Below are 21995 nucleotides of genomic sequence, written 5' to 3'. Positions count from 1 at the left end.
AAAGAGCGGACTCTTAATAAGGAGAAGCACTTCTTTTTTCAGGCACCGCACTTCAGCACAGCGTTTTCATAGGCACAGATTATTCAGAACGCAGTCTCCTGATACGGTACTGGAGGCTCTGGCGGCTGACTCCAAGTTCAGCGGCAGTCCGGGTAATGTTTTGATTATTTCTCGTGAGCATCGTCTCGATGTACTCTTTTTCTACTTCTTCCAGATAAGTTTTTAATGGTTTCGGAGTGATGACTGCAGCTTCCGGCTCAGGAGCGGGAAGTGCCGGCGCTCCGCCGGAAAATTTCGTCCGTATATGGAGTGGAAGGTGGCTGTACTCAATGGTTTCGTCCCGGTAAATCAAGTTCATTGCCCCTTCGATCAGATGTTCCAGTTCCCGGACATTACCGGGCCATTCATAGGATGAGAATATCGTTTTCACCTGGTCGGATACCCCGGGAACTCCAAGCTGAAATCTTTCGTTATATTTTTCAATAAAATGCGCGGTAAGGATCGGAATGTCCTGCTTCCGCTGGCGGAGCGGGGGAACAATAATAGAAACAACACTCAGCCTGTAATACAGATCTTCACGAAGACGGTTTTCCTGAATCGCAGCTGCGGGGTCTTCGTTCATCACTGCAATAAGACGGACATCTACCGGACGGTCCTTAACGTCTCCGATCCGCCGGACGGATTTTTCCTGTATAACCCGGAGCAGTTTCGCCTGGAGGGGGGCACTCAAAGAATTAATTTCATCAAGAAGCAGTGTGCCGCCTTCTGCCTGCTCAAACAATCCGGCATGATTTGATGCACCGGTAAAGGCCCCTTTCACTGAACCAAAAAGGATCCCTTCAATAAGTGATTCCGGAAGTGCTGCACAGTTTTGACTGACAAATGGTCCCGCCGCCCGTACGCTCGCATTATGAATGCTTTGGGCGAACAGCTCTTTGCCGGTGCCTGTCTCTCCGTAAATCAGCACAGAGGACGACGTTCGTGCCGCTCTTTCGGCATGGTGGATAACTTCCCGAAGAACCGGGCTTTTTCCGATAATCTGGTCGAATGTAAAACCCGCTGCTCTTTTTTCACGGGCATTCTCCCGGGAAAGACGTTCAAGTTTCGTAATGTCCCGCGCGATTTCTACGGCACCGATGCGCTTTCCTTCATATACTAATGGAAACGTATCGTTGATTGTCGTGATTTCCTGCCCTTTAAAATTAAAGTAAGTCTGTTTCGCGTTTTTATGGAACCTTCCATGCCGGAGCGCCTGGATAAGTCGGCTTTCTTCTTCGGACTGAAACAGAAATATGTCCATAATGTTTTTACGAAGCACTTCTTCTTTATTCATATCTTCAATCTCAGACATTTTTTGATTATAAAGTATAGAATGGCCTTCCATATCAATTACATGAATACCTGCGTCGACAGCGTCGAGCAGCTGTTTATAAACTTCAGGCATGATTGGCAGCGTCATATTTGTCCTCCCGGCAGTATGTCTTCTTCTGTCATTGTAATAGGGAGAAGTCTCAAGTGCAAAAAATATTGTCATTCTGGTGCAAAATCTACAGACAGTGCTCAAAAATCAAACACTTTTTTCAGAAAAAAAGCGTTTAGGAAAGCGCTCTCATATTTGGCATGGTTTTTGCAATATTACTGTATTAGAGGAACTTCCTCCGGTCAGTTCCGTTTCAGGTTGAAAGGCGCGCAAAAAGGGAAGGGAAAAGTAAGACTTTTTAAAAAATTATCTGCACTATCCCAAAGCAGCGAATCCTGCGGCAGTTTCCATTCCACGCTGACCAGCCTGCACATACTGAAGAAATTGAAAGGGGCGAAAGAAAAATGATTACAAGAAACTTCTTTTTGTTTTTAGCGAAAAACGACTTTATTAAAAATAAAGCGACAAAATGGGGCCCGAAATTTGGAGCAAAGTCAGTAATTGCCGGCGAATCACTGCAGGAAGCGATGGATACAGTCCGCAAATTGAACGAAAAGGGACTTAGTGCCACTGTCGATCATCTCGGAGAATTTGTATACGATAAAGAAGAGGCGATGGCAGCGGCGGAATACTGTATACGTACACTTGAAGCGATTGAAGAAGCGGGGGTGGACTGTAATTTGTCCCTGAAGCTGACACAGCTCGGTCTGGATGTCGACAAGGAACTTTGTTTAAATAATATGCGGTCCATTCTTGCCAAGGCAAAACAATACGGTAATTTTGTACGGATAGATATGGAAGATTACTCGCACCTGGAGCCTACACTGGATATTCTTATGGAACTCCGGAAAGAATATGACAATGTCGGTACAGCGATTCAAGGGTATCTCTACCGGGCCGGGCAGGATGTGGATACGCTTAAAGGAACCAACATCCGTCTCATTAAAGGAGCGTATAATGAACCTCCGGAAGTGGCGTATCAGGACGCAAAAGAAGTATATGACAATTACTTAAGCATTATTAAGCGTCACATGCTGAACGGCAGCTATGCCGCTGTTGCCACCCACGACCATAATATTATTGCAGAGGTCAAAAAATTTGCGGAAGAGAACGGGATCGGAAAAGATCAGTTTGAATTTCAAATGCTTTATGGCTTCCGCTCGGAAATGCAGGAAGAAATCGCCCGTGAAGGCTACAAAATGCGTGTATACACGCCGTTTGGAAATGACTGGTACGGCTTCTTCATGAGAAGGCTTGCTGAACGGCCGCAGAACATTACATTTGCTTTCCGGGGGCTGCTTTCCAAATAAATCCGTTTTTCTGCAGAAAAATTATCAATAAAACTCGGTGTGATACTGAACCGGCTTAAATAAAACAAATGGGATGTGACAGTTTTGAATAAAAAAATTGCAATTATTGGAGTACCGATGGATCTTGGCCAGATGAGGCGGGGCGTGGACATGGGTCCGAGTGTTATCCGCTATGCCGGTGTAGTCGAACGACTGGAAGCGCTGGGCTGGCAGGTAGAGGACCGGGGGGACATTCAAATAGGCCGGCCGAAACGATTTGACGTAAAAAATGAATCAAACCTTAAAGATTTGGAAGAAGTAGTGGAAGCAAACCGTCTGCTTGCGGAGGAAACGGCAGAAGTGATTGCGGACGGTTCTTTTCCGCTCATACTCGGAGGAGATCACAGCATTGCGATTGGTTCGCTTGCAGGTACAGCAAAAGATAAAGAGAATCTGGGTGTTATATGGTACGACGCCCACGGAGATTTAAACACCGGGGAAACCTCCCCATCCGGAAATATTCATGGTATGCCGCTCGCTGTTAGTCTTGGTCTTGGAGATAAAAGTCTGACAGAGATAGGCGGTTTCAGCCCGAAAGTAAAGCCGGAAAACGTCGTCCTGATTGGTGCCAGATCTCTGGATGAGGGAGAGCGTAAGCTGATCAGGGAAAAAGGAATAAAAGTTTACACGATGCATGAAATTGACCGGATCGGTATGCCGCAGGTAATGGAGGAAGCATCGGAATATGTAACAAACGGTACAGACGGCGTGCATTTGAGCCTCGATCTCGATGCCCTCGATCCGAGTGATGCCCCGGGGGTAGGAACGCCGGTTGTCGGGGGGCCGACTTACCGGGAAACGCATCTTGCAATGGAGATTCTTGCTGAGAAAAACATTGTGACGTCGGCGGAATTCGTTGAAGTCAACCCGATTTTGGACATGAAAAACCAGACGGCAGAAGCCGCAGTTGCTCTTATTGGTTCTCTTTTTGGAGAAAAACTCCTCTAATATATAGTACAAACAACCGGCCTTACAAATCGATGGCCGGTTGTTTATGTGCCTCTAAAATGGTTTTCCCTACGCCCGGTGAAAGAAAGTATCATAACATTGGAAAAATTCTTTGTTGAAAGCGGATCACATTGACCTTTTTTAAAAATTTGTGCTATACTTCAGTAGAAATGAAAATCATTCTCAACTAGATTATAAGAATTCTAAATAAGCATTATATCCGCTTTTGTTTATAAAGCGGGTTTCTCTATGAAGGCGTGCCGTGTTTTTGAAATTGCATTGGAGAAAGTACAGGGAGGAAAAGTCATGAGCTTTATTCAACTCGACAATATAACAAAAGCATTTTCCGAGCAGGGAAAGCCGGCGGTGGATAAATTAAGTCTTAAAATAAAAGAAGGGGAGATTATTTCTCTTCTCGGTCCGAGTGGCTGTGGAAAAACGACAACTCTCCGGATGATCGCAGGGTTTGAAAATCCATCTTCCGGATCGATCAAAATAGACGGGGCATCCATTGTTAATGAATCCCGCGCCCTTCCTCCTGAAAAGCGGGGGATCGGTATGGTTTTCCAGGATTACGCACTTTTTCCTCATATGACAATTGCTAAAAATGTCATGTTTGGTCTGAATAAGTGGAAGATGCGTGACAAGAAGGTCCGGACAAAGGAAGTGCTGGAACTTGTCGGGCTGGAGGAATACGCTGACCGCTATCCAACCCAGCTTTCCGGAGGACAGCAGCAGCGGGTCGCGCTTGCGAGAGCTCTTGCACCTAAACCGCACGTCGTACTGATGGATGAACCTTTCAGTAACCTGGATGCCGGTCTCCGCGAAAAGATGCGTTTTGATGTGACGAATATTCTTCGGCGTGCAAATACGACGGCTATCATCGTGACACACGATCAAAAAGATGCGTTCGCTGTTTCTGACCGGGTAGTTGTCATGAATGAAGGTATTATTCAGCAGATTGCTGCTCCTAAAGAAATGTACCGATGTCCTAAAAACTGCTTCGTAGCACAATTTGTCGGTAAAACAAATCTTCTGACCGGTAAAATGGACAATGATCTGCGGAATATCCATACACACATCGGTAAAGTGACGCTCCCTGAAGAGTCGAAGGAACGGATGGAAAATGTAACCCTTTCAATCCGTCCGGAGGGCTGCATGCTTTCTGAAGAAGGCGCCTACTGTGGAAGTGTGGAAAGAGTGACGTACGGTGGGGAGTACCAGGAGCTGCACGTGAAACTTCATAACGAGCCCGAGCTTTCCAAAGCACCGATGATCATTTATGCTCCGGTGGAACAGGACGTTGAAATCGGATCGATCGTTTCTTTTGATATCAAACCGGAACTCGTAGCAATGGTTGAATAACAGCACATTTTTAAGAGCGGTCCTATTTGGGCCGTTCTTTTTGCTGGAACTGAATAATCTGCCAGGCTCTCATTTCCTGCTTTCATCCAGGACTGATACTGGGGGGAGGGCCATTTTTGAAAGCCAGCTGTGATACAAACCCCTCCCGTAGCCATATCAATAGAAATACTTTCTAATTTTCATTGACAATGATTCTCATTCGCAGTAAAATTCAAAACAGAAAGACATAGGACACATTTTGTTAACAAGTTAAAACATAAGGAGCTGGAGTTTAGTGAAAAGGTCTTACAAATTACTTATTACTTCCATTGCGGCTGCGGGGTTGCTCGCGGCATGCGGGAACAATGCGGAAGAGAACAATGCCGGTGAAAATAACACATCGGAGAATAACGAAGCGGAAAATGCCGCAGATAATAATAGTGGGGAAGAAGCTGCAGGAGAAGACCTGTCCGGAGAGCTTGTTGTTTATTCGTCACGTAACGAGCAGTTCGTGGATGAGCTTCTCGACAAATTTGAGGAAGATACAGGTGTGGAAGTACAGGCGCTTCATGAAGCAGAGCCGCTTCAGATTCAGGAGGAAGCCGGCAATGTACAGGCAGATGTTTTTATTTCAAATGATGTCGGCGGTCTCGAATACTTAAACCAGGAAGGTCTCCTCGCAGAGAGCGATCCGGAAAATATTGATACGATCGATGAACAGTACCGGGCGGATAATAATGAATGGGTTGCCATTTCCACACGTGCGCGCGGATTTATCTACAATCAGGATATGATTGACGAAGAAGATGTTCCTTCCAGAATGGAAGATTTGTTTGAAGACTCCTATGGCGATGTGGAAAACGGCTACGCAATTACCCGTGGCGGTAATGGAGGCATGATTGGAAACGTATCTGCCCTCCGTTATGAATGGGGCGACGAAAGAACACAGGAATGGGTGGAAGCTATTCAGGAAAATGCTTCCGGTATTTTTGAAGGGCACGGAGATATCCGCAGGGCTGTAGGTGCCGGTGAGCATGCTTTCGGTCTTGTCAATAACTACTACTATCATCAGCAGCTGGAAGAGCCGACTGATAACAACGTAGGCTTCGTTTATGCTGACCAGGAAGAAGACGAAATGGGAGCCATTGTTAATGCTGCCGGTGCAGGGCTTGTAGAAGGTGGACCGAATCAGGAAAATGCAGAAGCATTTATGGACTGGTTACTCGAGGAAGAAAACCAGCTGGCATTTGTCGGAGAGTCACTGGAAGTACCGATCAACGAAGATCTTGATCCTCCATTTGAAGAAGCAGTACCTTTCAGTGAGCTGCATGTACAGAACATGCCGCTTCGCGAACTGGGTGACTACTTCCAGGATACAAGGCAGCTTATTGAAGATGCCGGACTGGATCTGGAACTACGTTAATGCCCGCAGTTTCCATAGAAAAGGACGGCCCGACTCCGGGTCGTCCTTTTTTAAAGCAGGAATTTGTTAAAGCTCCGTGCCGATGAAAGACACCTCGGAATGGAGCTGATGGTCCTTCAGGGGACGGCACGGAGCACCGCTTAAATTATTTACTTCAGGACCGTCATTACGGTTTGATGGCAGGAAGAACAGGTGACTGAATAAGTTCATTGATTTCTTTACTGTAAAGGAGAAGACATACTGCTCTGCATTTTCAGAGAAGGTTCATAAAATGCAGATACCTTGTATGGCATGTTCTTCTCAATTATGGTTGAATAGGAGAGGGAATGCTGTACGGAAGAGCCGTATTATGTCAGGAGAGTTTGTCATGAAGAAAGAAGATGAAAGCAGACAGAAAAATGCATCACGTACTGCCGGCAATTCGGGTGTGCGCTTTCTTCAGAAACGCTGGAGAAATCTCTGGAATGGAAACCCTCCAGGTTTTGTTCTGCTTACGATAGGAATAATCACCGGGGTGCTCATGTCTGTGCCCCTGATATATGTCATTGTCCGCTCGATCGGTGCCGGGGTGGACAGCTGGGCACGGCTTCTCGGAGACAGAATCCCGGGGCTGATGTGGAATACCCTGTCTTTGACGGCAGCTGTAACTGCAGCTGCAATCGTCATTGGAGTTTCCCTTGCCTGGTTCGTTATACGGACGGATATTCCGGGAAGAAGAGTCTGGCAGTGGCTGCTTGCGATTCCACTCGTTATTCCTCCCTACGTTGGAGCTGTGACGTACATTATTGTGTTTGGCCCGAGCGGCTGGATGCGGGATCTGTGGAATGACGGTTTTCTGCAGGTGCTCGGAAATTATCCGATAAACATATATTCATTTTTCGGTGTGTTTTTCGTAATGACGATGTTTACGTATCCGTATGTCTTTTTAATAGCGAGCGCTTCGCTTCGAAAGATGAACCGTAACTACGAAGAGGTGGCGAGGTCCCAGGGGATGACCACGTCGCAGATATTTATGAAAGTTAACCTGCCACTGCTCCGGCCTGCAATAGGCGCGGGAGCCATTCTGATTTCACTTTATGTGCTTTCTGATTTTGGTGCGATTGCCATGATGAGGTATGTCACCTTTACTGCGGCGATTTATTACCAGCGGGCCGGATTCGATATCCCTTCAGCTTCTGTATTGAGTCTTGTGCTGATTGTATTGACGGTCATTATTTTATGGATCGAATCCTATACGCGGAGAAAGAATAAATTTTATCAGACTTCCAATACATTCCGCCCGCCGGAAATTCTCCGTCTTGGAAAATGGAAGCCGCTTGCTGTTTTTTATGTGGCAGCTGTCTTCAGCCTCGCGGTTATCCTGCCGATATTTGTATTAGTTTACTGGACGATTATCGGTGCTGGAGCAGGAGTAATCGACTCAGATTTCCTTGAATATGCATGGAACAGTGTGAAAGTTTCCGGGCTGGCAGCACTGATCTGTATGGTTCTTGCCACGCCGCTTGTTTATTTGAAATCGAGACATCCGTCCTCTATTACTTCAGTGATCGATAAACTGAGCTACACTGGTTATGCACTGCCGGGAGTCATTGTGGCTCTTGGGATGGTATTTATTTTCAACAATCACCTTCCGTTTCTGTACAACACGTTTTATATGATAGCTATTGCATTCGTCGTCCGCTTTCTGCCGCAGGCGATGCAGGCGGGTGAGGCATCTCTCAGTCTTGTTTCGCCGAGGATGGACGAAGCTGCAAGGAGCCTTGGATATCCGGCATGGAAAGTAATGCTGAAAGTAACTTTGCCATCGATCCTTCCCGGGGTGCTCGCCGGCGGGGCGCTCGTATTCGTAAGCTCGATTAAGGAGCTGCCGGCAACACTTATGCTGAGGCCGCCGGGGTTTGATACACTTGCAGTCAGGGTGTACTACGAAGCTTCGGAAGCTATATATCACCAGGCTGCTCCCGGGGCACTCCTCATTGTGCTCGTGTCGATTATTCCTCTGCACTACCTGCTGAAGCGGTACTAGTGTATTGAATGAATAAAGAAGACCTTCCTGTGCCAGAGCGGGAAGGTCTTCTTTATTGAAGGAAAAGACATGTATGGTCTCGGTAAGTGGTAGAAATGAGAGGAGAGGTGGCAGTATTAAGCTCCTTTTTGGAATTATTATCCTTATTTAATAGAAATAAAGTGGAGGGTGGTAGAAATAACCGGCGGAGTCGGAACTATTCCGGAAAGTGGCGGTAGTATTCCTTCTATTATTGGTAGAATTACTCTGATCCCCCTCCAATCGAATTAAAAAGAAGAAGCATATTGTTTTCTGTGTAAAGACAGCAGCGATTCTGTAAAATTAATAGAATTGCAATGGAAGATGATCGACGAACCGCAGAGGGAGGCTGAATTCAAAAGTACCCGGAAGATAGTCTCCGGAATCAGAAGGCTGGACTCTGGTGGCAGTGGTGCTGAGGAAACCGGCGCTAATCCATCTCTATTCTCACCAAACTCTCCGGTACCGTAAAATAAAAAGAAGGTTCAGGACCTTATCTGTCCTGAACCTTTCTGTGTGAGTGTAACCCATGTATGAACCGTTTTTTCTCCATGCAGCCGCTTGATCATTTAAGGCAGCAGGAGCAGGTCAACTAAAAAGAAAAAGGTGACCATAGCCAGGAAAGCACCGCCGATGTAGAACCAGCGTTTCTTTTTTCTCGCTTCTTTTTTACGCCACCGGTCGGGATCAAAGCCGATTTCGTCCGGATCATGGACGCTTCTGGAAACAAACTGATCAGTATAGCGGACTCCGGAGAGGACGACAGGGGCAATAAGCGCTCCGGCAATCAGGCCGAAAATATGGGCGATGATGTTAATCCCCGGGTTTACGAATGTCATGATGACCCCGATCACAACGATAACCGTAATCATCTGGGAATTCATGCTGGAAATCAGATCTTTCCGCATAAGCACCATGTACACGTACATGCCGAAAAGGCCGAATACAGCTCCGGATGCTCCAAGATGCGAAACCATCGGGCTCCCGAGAAAGAAGTAGACAATGTTGGCAAAAATACCGGTGCCGAGATAAACAAACAGAAATTTTGGACCGCCGAGCATCCGCTCCAGAGCCGGGCCGAATAAAAATAGAGCAAACGAATTGAAAGCCACGTGCATGAGGCCTCCATGAAGGAAAATCGGTGTAATGATGCGCCACCACTCTCCGGCGGCAATAAAGAAATTGTTTCCGATCCCGAGCGCACGGATCTCAGCGCCGCCGAGGAACGTAAACATGCCCGTCCAGACGAAGAAAAATAAATTAATCGCAATCAGGACAGTTACAACTTTATAAGACCGTATATATTCGTCAAAGCTTTCACTGCGAAGAAACATGTCATCCCACCTTTTAATAAGCTGCCTTTATAAAATGTCTTTTTTTACGTGTGTTCCGGCAGTACATCCTTTATAATTAGAAAAATAATACCGACTTTATTTTAGCACAGAATATAAAGAGAAAGCATAAAGGAAAGGCTGGCTGGAAGTGATAAAAGGAATAGGAATTGACCTTATCGAATTAAAAAGAATCGAAAGTACAGGAGGGCGTCTTGCCGCCCGTATTCTTACCGATAAAGAAAAAAAGAAGTATGACACTCTTTATGATAGGCGGAAAACAGAGTTTCTTGCCGGGCGCTTTGCAGCAAAAGAAGCTTATGCCAAAGCTTGCGGGTGTGGAATCGGTGCTGAGCTTGCTTTTAAGGATATCTGTGTTTCAAATGATGAAAAAGGCAGACCATTACTGAAAGCCGAAGGTGAAACGAATATTGTCCATCTGTCAGTTTCCCACAGCAGAGACTATGCATGTGCTCATGTTGTTATCGAAACACGCTGAAAGTTTGCGAAATGAAGCAGCCGGGATGCATGCTGAAAAGCAGAAATTTTTCACGGAAGACGAAGAAAAAGGAACTGCAGCAGGATTGGAAAAAGCACCCGGTGCTGAACAAGTTTGAAAGAAACAGAGGATCAGGAGGAGGAATGACAGTGAATCAGCCGAAAGTTCCGGAGAGTGCCACGGTTTTTTACCGGGACACGTGGGCAGAAGTAGACCTGGATGCGATCCGGGAAAATGTAGCGGGGATTAAATCCACACTGCCGGATAAAATAGAGTTTATGGCCGTTGTTAAAGCTAACGGCTACGGGCATGGAGCCCTGGAAACAGCAGAAGAAGCATTGAAAGCGGGAGCCGGTTTTTTAGGAACGGCTCTTCTGGATGAAGCGCTGGATCTTCGTGCAAAAGGTATTACCGCACCTATTCTTGTGCTCGGTGTGACGAGACCGCAGGACGTGCCGACTGCGGCAGAAAAAGACATTACTTTGACAGCTTTTCAGGACGAGTGGATAAAAGAGGCGTCTGATGCGCTGGCAGGAACCGGCGCCGTTCTCTCCCTCCATGCGAAACTGGATTCCGGTATGAACAGAATAGGAATGAAATCAAAAGAAGAAATCAGCCGCTTTGCTTCAGCTGTTTCCGCATCGCCCTCGATAAAAGTAACCGGCATGTATACTCACCTGGCAGCAGCGGATGAGCTCGATCGAAATTTCACTCTCAAACAGCTGAAAGAATTCCGGCGTATGGGGGAAGAGCTGGAAGAGGAGCTTGGCAGACCGGTCGCGTGCCGTCATGCTGCAAACAGCGCAGGTACACTTCTGTATGCTGAAGCGGGGCTGAATATGGTCCGTGTCGGAATATCCATGTACGGTCTGGCGCCTTCACCGGCTGTAAAACCTCTTCTCCCGGTCAAACTGAAAGAAGCTTTTTCGCTGCACAGCAGAATCACTCACGTGAAAAAGCTCCAGGCGGGAGAAAGTATCAGTTACGGGCGGACATATACCGCTTCAGAAGAAGAATGGATTGCTACAGTACCTATCGGTTACGCAGACGGGTGGATACGGGCAAACCAGGGGGGGGACGTGCTTGTAGATGGGAAGCGGTCTCCAATCGTAGGCCGCATATGTATGGACCAGATGCTGATCAAACTTGAACATCCTGCAGCAGTAGATACACTTGTTACACTTATCGGCGGGCAGGGCACCGAATTTATTTCAGTGGAGGAGATAGCGGCAAGGCTGGAAACGATCAGCTACGAGATACCCTGTATTATAAGCGCCCGTGTACCGAGAGTATTGAAAAAAGACGGGAAAACAGCAGCTGTGCACAATCGGGTCCTCTAAAATTGTGGTGAGAAAACGCCTTCATTGTGAAAAAAATAAGAAAGAATTTCGGGAATCTTAAAAAAGACGTTTGCAGTCAAAGGTGTCAAATGATATGATTAGACTTGAAAAAGAAGCAGGCAGAGAGTTGTTTGGAGGTGTTCGTTTTCTATGAATGGTAATGAAGAGATGACGATAAGCTTACCAAAGGAGTTGGCAACTGAACCAGACGCTTCAACTGGAGGGGATGTCTTGGAACGCAGCGATTTTATTCAGAATGCAGCTACACGCTATGTACAGGAGCAGAAAAAAGAGCACATTCGTGAAACAATGCAGCAAGGCTATATGGAAATGGCGAAGATTAACCTTAACATTGCCACGGAGTCCTTTTTAGCTGAAGAGGAGGCTGAAAGCACGCTGGACCGCCTAGTAAGCGGGGTGTAGCGGAGTTGATTGTCAAACGTGGTGACGTGTATTTCGCGGACTTATCCCCTGTAGTAGGTTCTGAGCAGGGTGGAGTAAGACCTGTGCTTATTATACAGAATGATATCGGAAACCGTTTCAGCCCAACGGTCATCGTTGCTGCTATAACCGCACAGATTCAAAAAGCCAAGCTGCCGACTCATGTGGAAATTGATGCCGAGCGCTACGGTTTTGACCGCGATTCCGTTATTTTACTTGAGCAGATCAGAACCATTGATAAACAGAGGCTGACGGATAAAATTACGCAGCTGGATGATAATATGATGTTAAAAGTGAATGACGCGTTAAATATAAGTATAGGCCTTATTGACTTTTAAATATCATCAGGAGGATCGGACAAAGTGTGGTTGTCCGATCCTTTTTTACTTTATAAGTAAGAATAGGCATATTTAGACGCTGTGACAGCATTATGTGCTATAATTTCTAATCGTCACAGAATTCTTTAGGTTCTTTTACTCCCATTCCCCCGTTGAACGTTTGCATAAACCATTAATCAATGAAATAATAGATTTATAATTTGTCGCAGAGAGTGGAGGAATTGACAGTCATGATCCCGAAAGTAAGAGAGAATATACTGCAGCATCAGGACCTTATTATTGAAGACTGGATGCAGCAGATCGAAAAATTCCGGACAGATGAGTCGCTGCAGAGCATCTCAGCTTCCGTTTACGAAAGTACCAGCCGTGATTTTGTTCATAAGCTGCTGCTTACTGTGGAAGAAAACGAAGTGAGCGATGAAAAGCTGAATCAATTTGTCGAGCGTCTGATCCAGATGGGATGGCCGCTCAACTACATTACACGGGGTCTTCAGGAATTCCGGAAAGTATCCGTAAAAGTTATTTTTCAGGAAACTGATAATAATGAGGATCAGTTCCGCATGATCGAAGAAATCGAAGAGTGGGTGGACGAAATAGTTAACCTTCTCGTAAACCAGTATTCCGGATCGTGGGAGAATACAGTTTTTCTTCAAAAAATGGCTTTAAAAGAGCTTTCTGCTCCCTTAATCCCGGTATTTGAAAATATCAGTGTTATGCCGCTTGTTGGGACGATTGATACTGAGCGGGCAAAGCTGATCATGGAAAACCTTCTTGACGGTGTCATTGAACACCGCTCGCAGGTCGTTTTAATTGATATAACCGGTGTGCCGGTCGTGGATACAATGGTTGCACATCATATTATTCAGGCTTCCGAAGCGGTAAGGCTCGTCGGGGCACAGTGCATTCTGGTGGGTATCCGTCCGGAAATTGCTCAGACAATCGTCAACCTCGGTATTGACCTTGGCAAATTTCCGACAAAAAGTACATTGAAAAAAGGTGTCGAAACGGCACTTCGAATGACAAAACGTGACATCGTTGAACTTGAATCTTAGGGGGGGAACAGCATTGCGGATTCCAATTTTAAAACTACACGATTATTTGTTGATATCTGTCCAGGTAGAACTGGACGATCAGACTGCCCTCCGGTTCCAGGAAGATGTGCTCGAGAAAATTCATGAAGAAGGTTCACGCGGTGTTGTTATAGATCTGACTTCTGTGGAAATGATCGATTCATTTATAGCCAAAGTGCTCGGAGATGTAGTGGACATGTCTAATCTGATGGGTGCACGTGTTGTACTCACCGGTATTCAGCCGGCAGTGGCGATTACGCTGATCGATATGGGCATTGTGCTGGACGAAGTCCCGACTGCACTGGACCTTGAACAAGGGTTGGAACGTCTCCAGCTCGAATTGGAGGGTTAATTATGCAGGTTCAGACCCATGTTGATATAAACAGTGAGTGGGGCATCGTAGCAGCCAGACAGGCGGGGCGGAAACTTGCGCGTGAGATTGGATTCGGGTCCGTGGATCAGGCGAGAATTACGACCGCGATTTCCGAACTCGCACGAAATATTTACCTGTACGCAAATCAGGGACAGATCAAAATAGAAGAAGTAACAGAGTCAGGTAAACGCGGTATGAAAATCATAGCTTCAGACGAGGGACCGGGTATCAAGGACCTGCGCCGCGTCATGGAAGATGGTTTTACAACTTCGGGGGGGCTCGGAGCAGGCCTGCCCGGCGTCAAAAGACTTATGGACGAATTCGGTATTGAATCAGAGCAGGACGAAGGAACGGTAATCACTACAATAAAATGGCTGAGATAAGGGGGGTGCGGTCATTTGGAGGATATGAAGGTATCAATGTACCAGTTATATAAAGATATGCTGACGAGCTATCTGGAAGATAAAAGTGAACATGCGCTTTATCACGCCCAGCAGTTCAGCAAGCAGATGATGGAACAGGATATGTCTCCGGAAGAAACGGTGAGCCTTCATGTATCAGTGTTCGAGGACCTCTCCCAGAATATGCCGGAAGAAGTGAGAGATTCTTTTGATCTTCTTCTGGAGGTTATGATCGGCTATGGTCTTGCCTACCGTGAGCATCAAAGTCTGCGGGACAGGCAGCAGGAACTGGAGTCTGAATTAAACGTAGCTGCCCAGATGCAGCGGACGCTTCTTCCGGATAAAAAGATTGATCTGGAGGAAGTGGATTTTGGTGTGGTCAGTGTCCCTGCTGGTAAAATGAGCGGCGACTATTACCACTATGACCTGGATGATCACGGCAATCTTGCTGTAGCGGTGGCCGATGTTATCGGAAAAGGTGTACCGGCAGCGATGTCGATGTCTATGATCAAATACGCGATGGACACACTGACAGACAAACAGATGCAGCCGTCGGCTGTGCTGGAAAGTCTGAACCGCGTGGTGGAACGGAACATCGATGAAGACATGTTTATTACAATGATGTACGGTGTATATTATCCGGAGGAGCACAGCTTTTCCATATCAAGCGCTGGTCATGAGCCAGGGTTTATTTATAATGCACAGGAAGATACTTTTGTTTCACTGGAGGCGAAAGGCCTCGTACTCGGTGTTTCGCCGAAAGTCAGGTACGAAGAAAAAAAGCTTCCTTTGGATCCGGGAGACTTGGTTGTTTTTCTTTCTGACGGGGTGACGGAAAGCCGGATTGATGGAGAGTTTATCGAACGGGATCAAATCGTCGACATGATCCGGGAGCGCCTTCATCTCCCGGCACAGGAGATCGTGGACGAAGTTTACTATCAGCTGGAGAAAGCCCAGGAATTTCAGCTGCGTGACGATTTTACACTTATGATTGTGAGAAGAAAGGTTTGACCTGTCCAGTATTGGGGTAAAGGCACTAGGATTAATTATAGCTCGAGGTTTATTACAGGAGGGGAACTATGAATTTAGATATTCAGGTAGAAGAACATGAAAATGAAAGTATTGCCCGGGTTACGGGGGAAGTCGACGTTTATACAGCTGCAAAACTTAAGGATACATTGATTCCTCTGGCGGAAAAAGAAAATCACCGTCTTGTGATAGATTTGTCCGGCGTAGAGTACATTGACAGTACCGGACTCGGAATCTTTATCGGAGCTCTAAAGGCCGCGGAAAAATCCGGAAGCACATTGAAGCTGACCGGCCTCAACGAACGCGTGCGCCGTTTGTTTGAAATCACGGGACTTCATGAAGTTATTGATATTGAAGCAGATAAGAGGGAGGAAGCGTAAGAATGGTACAAACAGCTGAAAACATAGCAATGAAAGTTCCGGCAAAACCGGAGTATGTTGGTGTCGTTCGTCTTACTGTTTCCGGAGTAGCAAGCCGTCTCGGGTATTCATATGATGATATTGAAGATATTAAAATCGCTGTGGCAGAAGCGTGTACAAACGTAGTAAATCACGCGTATACGGAGCAGTCCGCTTCAAATGATATGCATGTTAACTTTGCTGTGCATGAGGATCGTCTCGAGCTCGTAGTTGCAGATGAAGGCGGTGCGGTTGATACGGAATTTTTCAACAGAGAACGCGGCCCGGTATCCAAGGACCAGCCTGTTGACGAACTAAAGGAAGGAGGGCTCGGCCTCTTTTTGATAGAAACACTGATGGATGAGGTAGAAATCCGCGGGGAAAAAGGCGTCATGATCATTATGACAAAGTTCCTGCAAAGAGATGAGGTGGAACCGAATGGCAGAAGAGCCTCAGAAGAATCACCAGAACACCAGTGAATCGAAAAAACGAATGCTGGAAAAGATCGCAGAATTCCAGGAAACGAATGATGAAGAACTGCAGACGGAGCTGGTGCTGGAGTACGAAAGTCTCGTGCATGCTCTTGCGCGGAAATTTTCACGGGGACAGCGCCACGATGAAGATCTGATTCAGGTTGGTATGATCGGCCTGCTTGCAGCACTCCGCCGTTTTGATCCCTCATTCGGGAGGAGCTTTGAATCGTTTGCTGTACCTACCATCGTGGGTGAAATTAAACGTTTTATCCGTGATAAGACGTGGAGTGTTCACGTTCCGCGGCGTATTAAAGAGCTCGGGCCCAAAATTAAAGGTGCCGTCGAAGATTTAACGACGACGCTGCAGCGTTCTCCCGGAGTGGAAGAAATTGCCGAGCATCTCGGTGTTTCTGAAGAAGAAATACTTGAAACGATGGAAATGGGAAAAAGCTATCAGGCCCTTTCTGTGGACCGTTCCATAGAAGCGGATGATGAAGGAAGTGCAGTAACGCTGCTGGATCTTGTCGGTCAGGATGAAGGCGGATATGAACAGACCGATCAGCAGCTTCTTCTTGAGAAAGCTTTTGCCGTACTTACAGAAAGAGAGAAGCAGATTCTCCAGCTGACTTATTTTGAAAACATGAGCCAGAAAGAAACAGGAGAACAGCTCGGAATTTCCCAGATGCATGTGTCCCGGCTTCAGCGCCGCGCCCTTCAGAAACTCCGTGAATCTATTCGAATCGAGCCTACGGAGGCTTTCTAGCATGTTTGATCATTTACACCTGCAGGATGCGGATGTCAGTATTTATCAAACAGCCAAGCAGGGGAACTGGTGCACAGGGGACGGATACTATGGTGTCCGTGCTGATGGATACGTACTCATTGCCGTGGCTGATGGTCTGGGCAGCGGAGAGGAAGCGATGCATGCTTCCAAACAGGCGATGGAAGTCATCGCGGAAGACCACAGTCTGCACCTGAAAACGCTGATGGAACGGTGTAATGAAAAAATGTGGGGAACACGCGGAGCTGTGCTTTCTATTCTAAGGATTTATATTGCCGACAAAACGTGCGAATACATCAATGTAGGCAACATCACCTGCAATTTTTATCATCCGGACGGAAAAATGATTCGTCCTGTACCGCAGCGCGGGTACCTGTCCGGAAGAAAGCAGAAACTGCGTGTTCAGACCTGGCCTTATGAAAAAGGGATGGTTTTCAGCATGTATTCCGACGGGTTTCCTCAGGATCCGCTTGCGAACCGGGTTTTTGATTACGAGGACACGCCGGAGGAAATCATGGATAGAATCTCCAGCCTGTTTGAATACGTGGATGATGATGCCACAGTAATGATTGGCAAAGCTTACGTATAGTTTTTAAAAGAGTTATCCTGAAGTTATCGGGATAGCTTCTTTTTTTATGTTTGTATTGAATTTTCATTTTGATGTGACGGTGTCCGAAGCTCCTTTACCAGGAGAAAATAAAAAGGGGCGATGGAGCCTGAGGCGGGAAACATGTATACTGAGAGGGAGAAAAGGAAGCATAATTGGAGGAATCGCAATGAATAAAGAACATCTTCAGATTGTACATAAGCAGACTGCACTGCCGGAAACAAAAGTACAGAAAGTAATTGAACTTTCCGAAGAGGGGAATACAGTCCCCTTTATTGCCAGATACCGTAAAGAAATGACCGGCGGGCTTGACGAGGAGCAGATTCGTGCCATTCTTGATGCGTGGGCCTATGTTCAAGCGCTTGCAAAACGGAAAGAAGAAGTGCTGCGCCTCATAGATGAACAGGGAAAACTGGACGAAGCGCTGCAGGAGAGCATAAACAGTGCGTCCAGGCTGCAGGAAGTTGAAGATCTTTACCGGCCTTATAAACAGAAGCGCCGGACGAGGGCCACCACAGCAAAGGAAAAAGGGCTCGAGCCTCTGGCGGAGTGGCTGTATTCCATCCCGCAGACAGAAAAGCCGGAAGAAAAGGCCCTTTCCTTTCTGGACGAAGAAAAGGAAGTACATACAGTGGAAGAAGCTCTTCAAGGGGCGAAAGATATTATAGCAGAATACCTTTCTGATGATCCGGATATCCGCCGCTACGTTCGGTTTACGACCTGGAAAGAAGGGAAGCTGATTTCCGAGAAAAAACCGAAAGCAGAAGACGAGAAGGAAGTTTTCGGGATGTATTATGAGTACGAAGAAACCGTATCAAAAATGGTGCCACACCGCATCCTGGCAGTAAACCGGGGAGAAAAAGAAAATGTTCTGCGTGTGAAAATTGATCCTCCGGCAGAAAAAATTCTTTCCTGGCTGGAAAAGCTGGTGCTCGGTGGAAAAAGATCTACCGTAGAAGCGTTATTAAAGGAAACGATAGAAGACAGCTTTAAACGGCTGCTTCACCCCTCGATTGAACGGGACATACGAAGCGAACTGAATGAAAAAGCAGAAGAACATGCGATTGATATCTTTTCCCAGAATCTCCGCCAGCTCCTGCTGCAGCCCCCTTTGAAAGGTAACGTTGTGCTCGGTATCGACCCGGCTTACCGGACAGGGTGCAAGCTGGCAGTCGTGGATGACACCGGGAAGAAATTGTACACCGGTGTAATTTATCCGACAGCTCCATGGAACAAAGTGAAAGAAGCTGAAAAAACCGTCAAAAATCTTATTGAAGAGCACGGGGTAACAATGATTGCGATCGGTAACGGAACAGCTTCCAGGGAAACGGAGCAGTTTACTGCTGAAGTAATGAAGCAGCTGGACAAGGAAGTGTATTACTTGATCGTGAATGAAGCCGGGGCAAGTGTTTACTCGGCCTCTAAAATTGCCAAAGAAGAATTTCCGGATCTTCAGGTGGAAGAACGCAGTGCCGTCTCGATTGCCCGGCGGCTGCAGGATCCACTCGCAGAGCTCGTGAAAATCGATCCGAAATCTGTCGGGGTCGGCCAGTATCAGCATGATGTTACCCAGTCCAAGCTGAGCGGAAGTCTCACGTTTGTTGTAGAGACGGTCGTTAACCGTGTCGGAGTTAATGTAAATACCGCTTCTTCTTCTCTTCTGCAGTACGTTTCCGGACTATCTAAAAGTGTAGCCGAAAACATTATTAAAGCGAGAGAGGAAGCAGGGAAATTCACCAATCGCAGACAACTGAAAAAAGTACCGCGTCTTGGAGCGAAAACCTACGAGCAGAGTATCGGTTTTCTTCGTATTGCAGGAGGGGACGAACCGCTGGATGCTACGCCGGTCCACCCTGAAAGCTATCCGGCAGCGAAGGCACTCCTTAAAAAACTCGGGCTCACTGCGGATGATATAGGATCAGAAGAAGCCGGCAAAGCATATGAGGGGCTGAACCTGAAACAAACGGCGGACGAACTTGGAGTCGGGGTTCCGACGCTGGAAGATATACTGCAGGCCGTCCAGCAGCCGGGGAGAGATCCGCGGGATGATGTGCCAAAACCACTTTTGAAAAAAGATGTTCTTTCAATGGAAGATCTTATGTCCGGAATGGAGCTGGAGGGTACAGTGAGAAACGTCGTCGACTTTGGTGCGTTTATTGATATCGGAGTAAAACAGGATGGACTTGTGCATATTTCCAAACTGGCACGCAGGTTTGTTAAGCATCCGATGGATATCGTCTCTGTAGGAGATGTCGTTACTGTCTGGGTGGAAAATGTTGATAAAGATAAAGGAAGGATCGCCTTAACGATGCTTCAGCCTGACGGCAGGCCAAACGAATAACCAGCACGATGGAGGCGTCTTTTTAAAAAGGCGCCTTTTTCTGATGTACAAAAATTACTAAGGCAGTACTTCTCAATAATGGGAGGTAAATGATATGATGGAAAATAACATATACAGAAAGGGTGCGGAGCAAATCAGTATGGACAATAAAAAGCTGCAGCATCTAACTGAAGATCTGTCCAAAGATTATTTCGGCAGACCGTTCCGGCACCGGATTTTTTTTAATGGACGTCTTCGTACAACCGGGGGACGGTACGCCCTGCACTCTCATGATATAGAAATTAACCCGAAGCATTATGAATATTACGGGATGGAAGAAGTCGTAAGCATCATTAAGCACGAACTCTGCCATTATCATCTTCATCTGGAGGGTAAAGGCTATCACCACCGGGATCCGGAATTCAAACAGCTTCTTAAAGAAGTGGGCGGCTCAAGACACTGCAGAAATCTGCCGCAGCGAGGTGGAAAGCAGACAGTTTTTCACGTATACGAGTGCACGTCATGTGCCCATGAGTATGAAAGGAAGCGCCGTATGAACACAGAAAAATACGTGTGCGGAAAGTGCAGAGGAAAGCTGAAAAAAGTTCGCACAAAAAATAATGAAAAAGCGTTGACGTAAAATCACCGCCTGTGGTACATTATAAAAGTCGCCGAAACGGCAGCGCAGCAAATGCCGCATTACGCACACCGAAAAATATTTAAAAATAATATTGACATAATAATTAACTCGATGTTAAGATATTACTTGTCCCATTAAAGGAATGACACTATTCCACAGTAGCTCAGTGGTAGAGCAATCGGCTGTTAACCGATCGGTCGTAGGTTCGAATCCTACCTGTGGAGCCATCCTGGAGAAGTACTCAAGTGGCTGAAGAGGCGCCCCTGCTAAGGGTGTAGGTCGCGCAAGCGGCGCGAGGGTTCAAATCCCTCCTTCTCCGCCAGTTATATACATCCATAAAACAGATAGATGGCCCGTTGGTCAAGTGGTTAAGACACCGCCCTTTCACGGCGGTAACACGGGTTCGAATCCCGTACGGGTCACCATTTACTTAATTCACGGAGGATTAGCTCAGTTGGGAGAGCACCTGCCTTACAAGCAGGGGGTCGGCAGTTCGAGCCTGTCATCCTCCACCATCTATTATAAGGTCCCGTGGTGTAGCGGTTAACATGCCTGCCTGTCACGCAGGAGATCGCGGGTTCGATTCCCGTCGGGACCGCCATTTTAATTTTATATATTTATCTTTTAACTTAGTATGCGGGTGTGGCGGAACTGGCAGACGCGCTAGACTTAGGATCTAGTGCCTTCGGGCGTGGGGGTTCGACTCCCTCCACCCGCACCATACTTTTTAAAACCAGCACAGGCGGTTGTGGCGGAATGGCAGACGCGCTAGGTTGAGGGCCTAGTGGGGTAACACCCGTGGAGGTTCGACTCCTCTCAACCGCACCATATACTTGTTTATTTAAGTAGTGAGCGAAAACGGGAAGTAGCTCAGCTTGGCAGAGCACTTGGTTTGGGACCAAGGGGTCGCAGGTTCAAATCCTGTCTTCCCGACCATTTCCATGCACTGCAAGTTAAACAGAATACGTTTTTTCTATTAAGCGGGTGTAGTTTAGTGGTAAAACCTCAGCCTTCCAAGCTGATGATGTGGGTTCGATTCCCATCACCCGCTCCATTTTATTTTAATACGTGTTTTGGGCCTGTAGCTCAGCTGGTTAGAGCGCACGCCTGATAAGCGTGAGGTCGGTGGTTCGAGTCCACTCAGGCCCACCATTATCAATTTGAACACATGATTTGCCCTTTGAAAACTAAACAAAAGACGATTGTGAAGGAAAAAGAGAATGAATCATTCTCTGTCAATTTTTTTTTAAAGAATCTTTAGCCAGATTCCGTTTTGCAAGCGAAGCATCCTGCTTCGCGATGTCAGAAGTTCAAACTTCGACGATTTATCGGAGAGTTTGATCCTGGCTCAGGACGAACGCTGGCGGCGTGCCTAATACATGCAAGTCGAGCGCAGGAAACCGGCGGAACCCTTCGGGGGGAAGCC

At 46.8% G+C, this 21995-nt stretch carries 22 protein-coding genes, 10 tRNA genes and 1 rRNA gene; 31 read left to right on the top strand and 2 right to left on the bottom strand.

Going from position 1 to position 21995, the window contains the following annotated elements:
* Window positions 1-79: 79 nt before the first annotated feature.
* Window positions 80-1459 carry a sigma-54 interaction domain-containing protein gene (locus C6Y45_RS10390; RefSeq protein ID WP_107585151.1) on the bottom strand — a complete coding sequence of 460 codons (1380 nt, stop codon included), beginning with the start codon at window positions 1457-1459 and terminating at the stop codon, window positions 80-82.
* An 18-nt stretch (window positions 1460-1477) separates the two neighbouring features.
* On the opposite strand from C6Y45_RS10390, the gene C6Y45_RS17545 reads away from it, so the two are divergent.
* From C6Y45_RS17545 to C6Y45_RS10365, 6 genes are all read left to right on the top strand, one after another.
* Window positions 1478-1828: a hypothetical protein gene (locus tag C6Y45_RS17545; RefSeq protein ID WP_160058306.1), complete on the top strand. Its 351-nt coding sequence runs from the start codon at window positions 1478-1480 to the stop codon at window positions 1826-1828.
* On the top strand, window positions 1825-2730 hold the full coding sequence (locus tag C6Y45_RS10385; RefSeq protein ID WP_107585150.1) for a proline dehydrogenase family protein: 906 nt from the start codon (window positions 1825-1827) through the stop codon (window positions 2728-2730). Before C6Y45_RS17545 ends, C6Y45_RS10385 begins: the two co-directional genes overlap by 4 nt.
* Window positions 2731-2814: 84 nt before the next feature.
* Window positions 2815-3717, top strand: coding sequence for an arginase (gene rocF / locus C6Y45_RS10380; protein WP_107585149.1), 903 nt, complete (start codon window positions 2815-2817; stop codon window positions 3715-3717).
* A gap of 306 nt (window positions 3718-4023) precedes the next feature.
* Window positions 4024-5082 carry an ABC transporter ATP-binding protein gene (locus C6Y45_RS10375; protein WP_107585201.1) on the top strand — a complete coding sequence of 353 codons (1059 nt, stop codon included), beginning with the start codon at window positions 4024-4026 and terminating at the stop codon, window positions 5080-5082.
* A gap of 274 nt (window positions 5083-5356) precedes the next feature.
* A complete protein-coding gene (locus C6Y45_RS10370) occupies window positions 5357-6484 on the top strand; it encodes an extracellular solute-binding protein (protein ID WP_107585148.1) in 1128 nt (375 codons plus the stop codon).
* A gap of 367 nt (window positions 6485-6851) precedes the next feature.
* Window positions 6852-8510, top strand: a complete 1659-nt coding sequence (locus C6Y45_RS10365) for an ABC transporter permease (protein WP_107585147.1) — start codon at window positions 6852-6854, stop codon at window positions 8508-8510.
* A 587-nt stretch (window positions 8511-9097) separates the two neighbouring features.
* Here the strand turns inward: C6Y45_RS10365 and C6Y45_RS10360 are convergent.
* Window positions 9098-9862, bottom strand: a complete 765-nt coding sequence (locus tag C6Y45_RS10360; protein ID WP_107585146.1) for a rhomboid family intramembrane serine protease — start codon at window positions 9860-9862, stop codon at window positions 9098-9100.
* Window positions 9863-10010: 148 nt separating this feature from the next.
* Between C6Y45_RS10360 and acpS the strand changes: the two genes are divergently transcribed.
* From acpS to C6Y45_RS10235, 25 genes are all read left to right on the top strand, one after another.
* Window positions 10011-10358, top strand: a complete 348-nt coding sequence (acpS, locus tag C6Y45_RS10355; protein WP_107585145.1) for a holo-ACP synthase — start codon at window positions 10011-10013, stop codon at window positions 10356-10358.
* A 149-nt stretch (window positions 10359-10507) separates the two neighbouring features.
* Window positions 10508-11698 (top strand): alanine racemase, encoded by a 1191-nt coding sequence (alr, locus tag C6Y45_RS10350; protein WP_245922637.1) that lies wholly within the window; start codon window positions 10508-10510, stop codon window positions 11696-11698.
* Between the two features lie 150 nt (window positions 11699-11848).
* Entirely contained in the window at window positions 11849-12121 is a 273-nt protein-coding gene (locus tag C6Y45_RS10345) for an antitoxin (protein ID WP_107585144.1), read from the top strand.
* A 5-nt stretch (window positions 12122-12126) separates the two neighbouring features.
* Entirely contained in the window at window positions 12127-12477 is a 351-nt protein-coding gene (locus C6Y45_RS10340; protein WP_107585143.1) for a type II toxin-antitoxin system PemK/MazF family toxin, read from the top strand.
* A 230-nt stretch (window positions 12478-12707) separates the two neighbouring features.
* Window positions 12708-13529, top strand: coding sequence for an RsbT co-antagonist protein RsbRA (locus tag C6Y45_RS10335; RefSeq protein ID WP_107585142.1), 822 nt, complete (start codon window positions 12708-12710; stop codon window positions 13527-13529).
* 13 nt (window positions 13530-13542) lie between these two features.
* Entirely contained in the window at window positions 13543-13899 is a 357-nt protein-coding gene (locus C6Y45_RS10330) for an STAS domain-containing protein (RefSeq protein ID WP_107585141.1), read from the top strand.
* Window positions 13900-13901: 2 nt separating this feature from the next.
* On the top strand, window positions 13902-14303 hold the full coding sequence (locus tag C6Y45_RS10325; RefSeq protein ID WP_107585140.1) for an anti-sigma regulatory factor: 402 nt from the start codon (window positions 13902-13904) through the stop codon (window positions 14301-14303).
* Window positions 14304-14318: 15 nt separating this feature from the next.
* Window positions 14319-15332: a PP2C family protein-serine/threonine phosphatase gene (locus C6Y45_RS10320; protein WP_107585139.1), complete on the top strand. Its 1014-nt coding sequence runs from the start codon at window positions 14319-14321 to the stop codon at window positions 15330-15332.
* 68 nt (window positions 15333-15400) lie between these two features.
* Window positions 15401-15730, top strand: a complete 330-nt coding sequence (locus C6Y45_RS10315) for an STAS domain-containing protein (RefSeq protein WP_107585138.1) — start codon at window positions 15401-15403, stop codon at window positions 15728-15730.
* 2 nt (window positions 15731-15732) lie between these two features.
* Entirely contained in the window at window positions 15733-16227 is a 495-nt protein-coding gene (rsbW, locus tag C6Y45_RS10310; protein WP_107585137.1) for an anti-sigma B factor RsbW, read from the top strand.
* Entirely contained in the window at window positions 16187-16984 is a 798-nt protein-coding gene (gene sigB, locus C6Y45_RS10305; RefSeq protein ID WP_107585136.1) for an RNA polymerase sigma factor SigB, read from the top strand. Before rsbW ends, sigB begins: the two co-directional genes overlap by 41 nt.
* Window position 16985: 1 nt before the next feature.
* Window positions 16986-17591, top strand: coding sequence for a SpoIIE family protein phosphatase (locus C6Y45_RS10300; protein WP_160058304.1), 606 nt, complete (start codon window positions 16986-16988; stop codon window positions 17589-17591).
* Window positions 17592-17778: 187 nt separating this feature from the next.
* The gene (locus C6Y45_RS10295; protein WP_107585134.1) at window positions 17779-19950 is read left to right on the top strand and encodes a Tex family protein; all 2172 of its coding nucleotides are present in this window, start codon (window positions 17779-17781) and stop codon (window positions 19948-19950) included.
* A gap of 139 nt (window positions 19951-20089) precedes the next feature.
* Window positions 20090-20569: a SprT family protein gene (locus tag C6Y45_RS10290; RefSeq protein ID WP_107585199.1), complete on the top strand. Its 480-nt coding sequence runs from the start codon at window positions 20090-20092 to the stop codon at window positions 20567-20569.
* Between the two features lie 152 nt (window positions 20570-20721).
* Window positions 20722-20796, top strand: a tRNA-Asn gene (locus tag C6Y45_RS10285).
* Between the two features lie 4 nt (window positions 20797-20800).
* A tRNA-Ser gene (locus C6Y45_RS10280) sits at window positions 20801-20891 on the top strand.
* Between the two features lie 28 nt (window positions 20892-20919).
* Window positions 20920-20994: transfer RNA gene (locus C6Y45_RS10275), tRNA-Glu, on the top strand.
* 14 nt (window positions 20995-21008) lie between these two features.
* A tRNA-Val gene (locus C6Y45_RS10270) sits at window positions 21009-21084 on the top strand.
* A gap of 10 nt (window positions 21085-21094) precedes the next feature.
* Window positions 21095-21170, top strand: a tRNA-Asp gene (locus tag C6Y45_RS10265).
* A gap of 35 nt (window positions 21171-21205) precedes the next feature.
* Window positions 21206-21290 (top strand) — tRNA-Leu (locus tag C6Y45_RS10260).
* A 21-nt stretch (window positions 21291-21311) separates the two neighbouring features.
* A tRNA-Leu gene (locus C6Y45_RS10255) sits at window positions 21312-21397 on the top strand.
* A 31-nt stretch (window positions 21398-21428) separates the two neighbouring features.
* Window positions 21429-21505, top strand: a tRNA-Pro gene (locus C6Y45_RS10250).
* Window positions 21506-21549: 44 nt separating this feature from the next.
* Window positions 21550-21623 (top strand) — tRNA-Gly (locus C6Y45_RS10245).
* A gap of 21 nt (window positions 21624-21644) precedes the next feature.
* A tRNA-Ile gene (locus tag C6Y45_RS10240) sits at window positions 21645-21721 on the top strand.
* A gap of 173 nt (window positions 21722-21894) precedes the next feature.
* Window positions 21895-21995, top strand: a 16S ribosomal RNA gene (locus C6Y45_RS10235); the annotation flags it as partial.

This window comes from Alkalicoccus saliphilus, assembly GCF_003044065.1.
In the GTDB taxonomy this organism is placed as follows: Bacteria; Bacillota; Bacilli; order Bacillales; family Salisediminibacteriaceae; genus Alkalicoccus; species Alkalicoccus saliphilus.
This window is presented reverse-complemented; position numbering and strand designations above follow the sequence as displayed.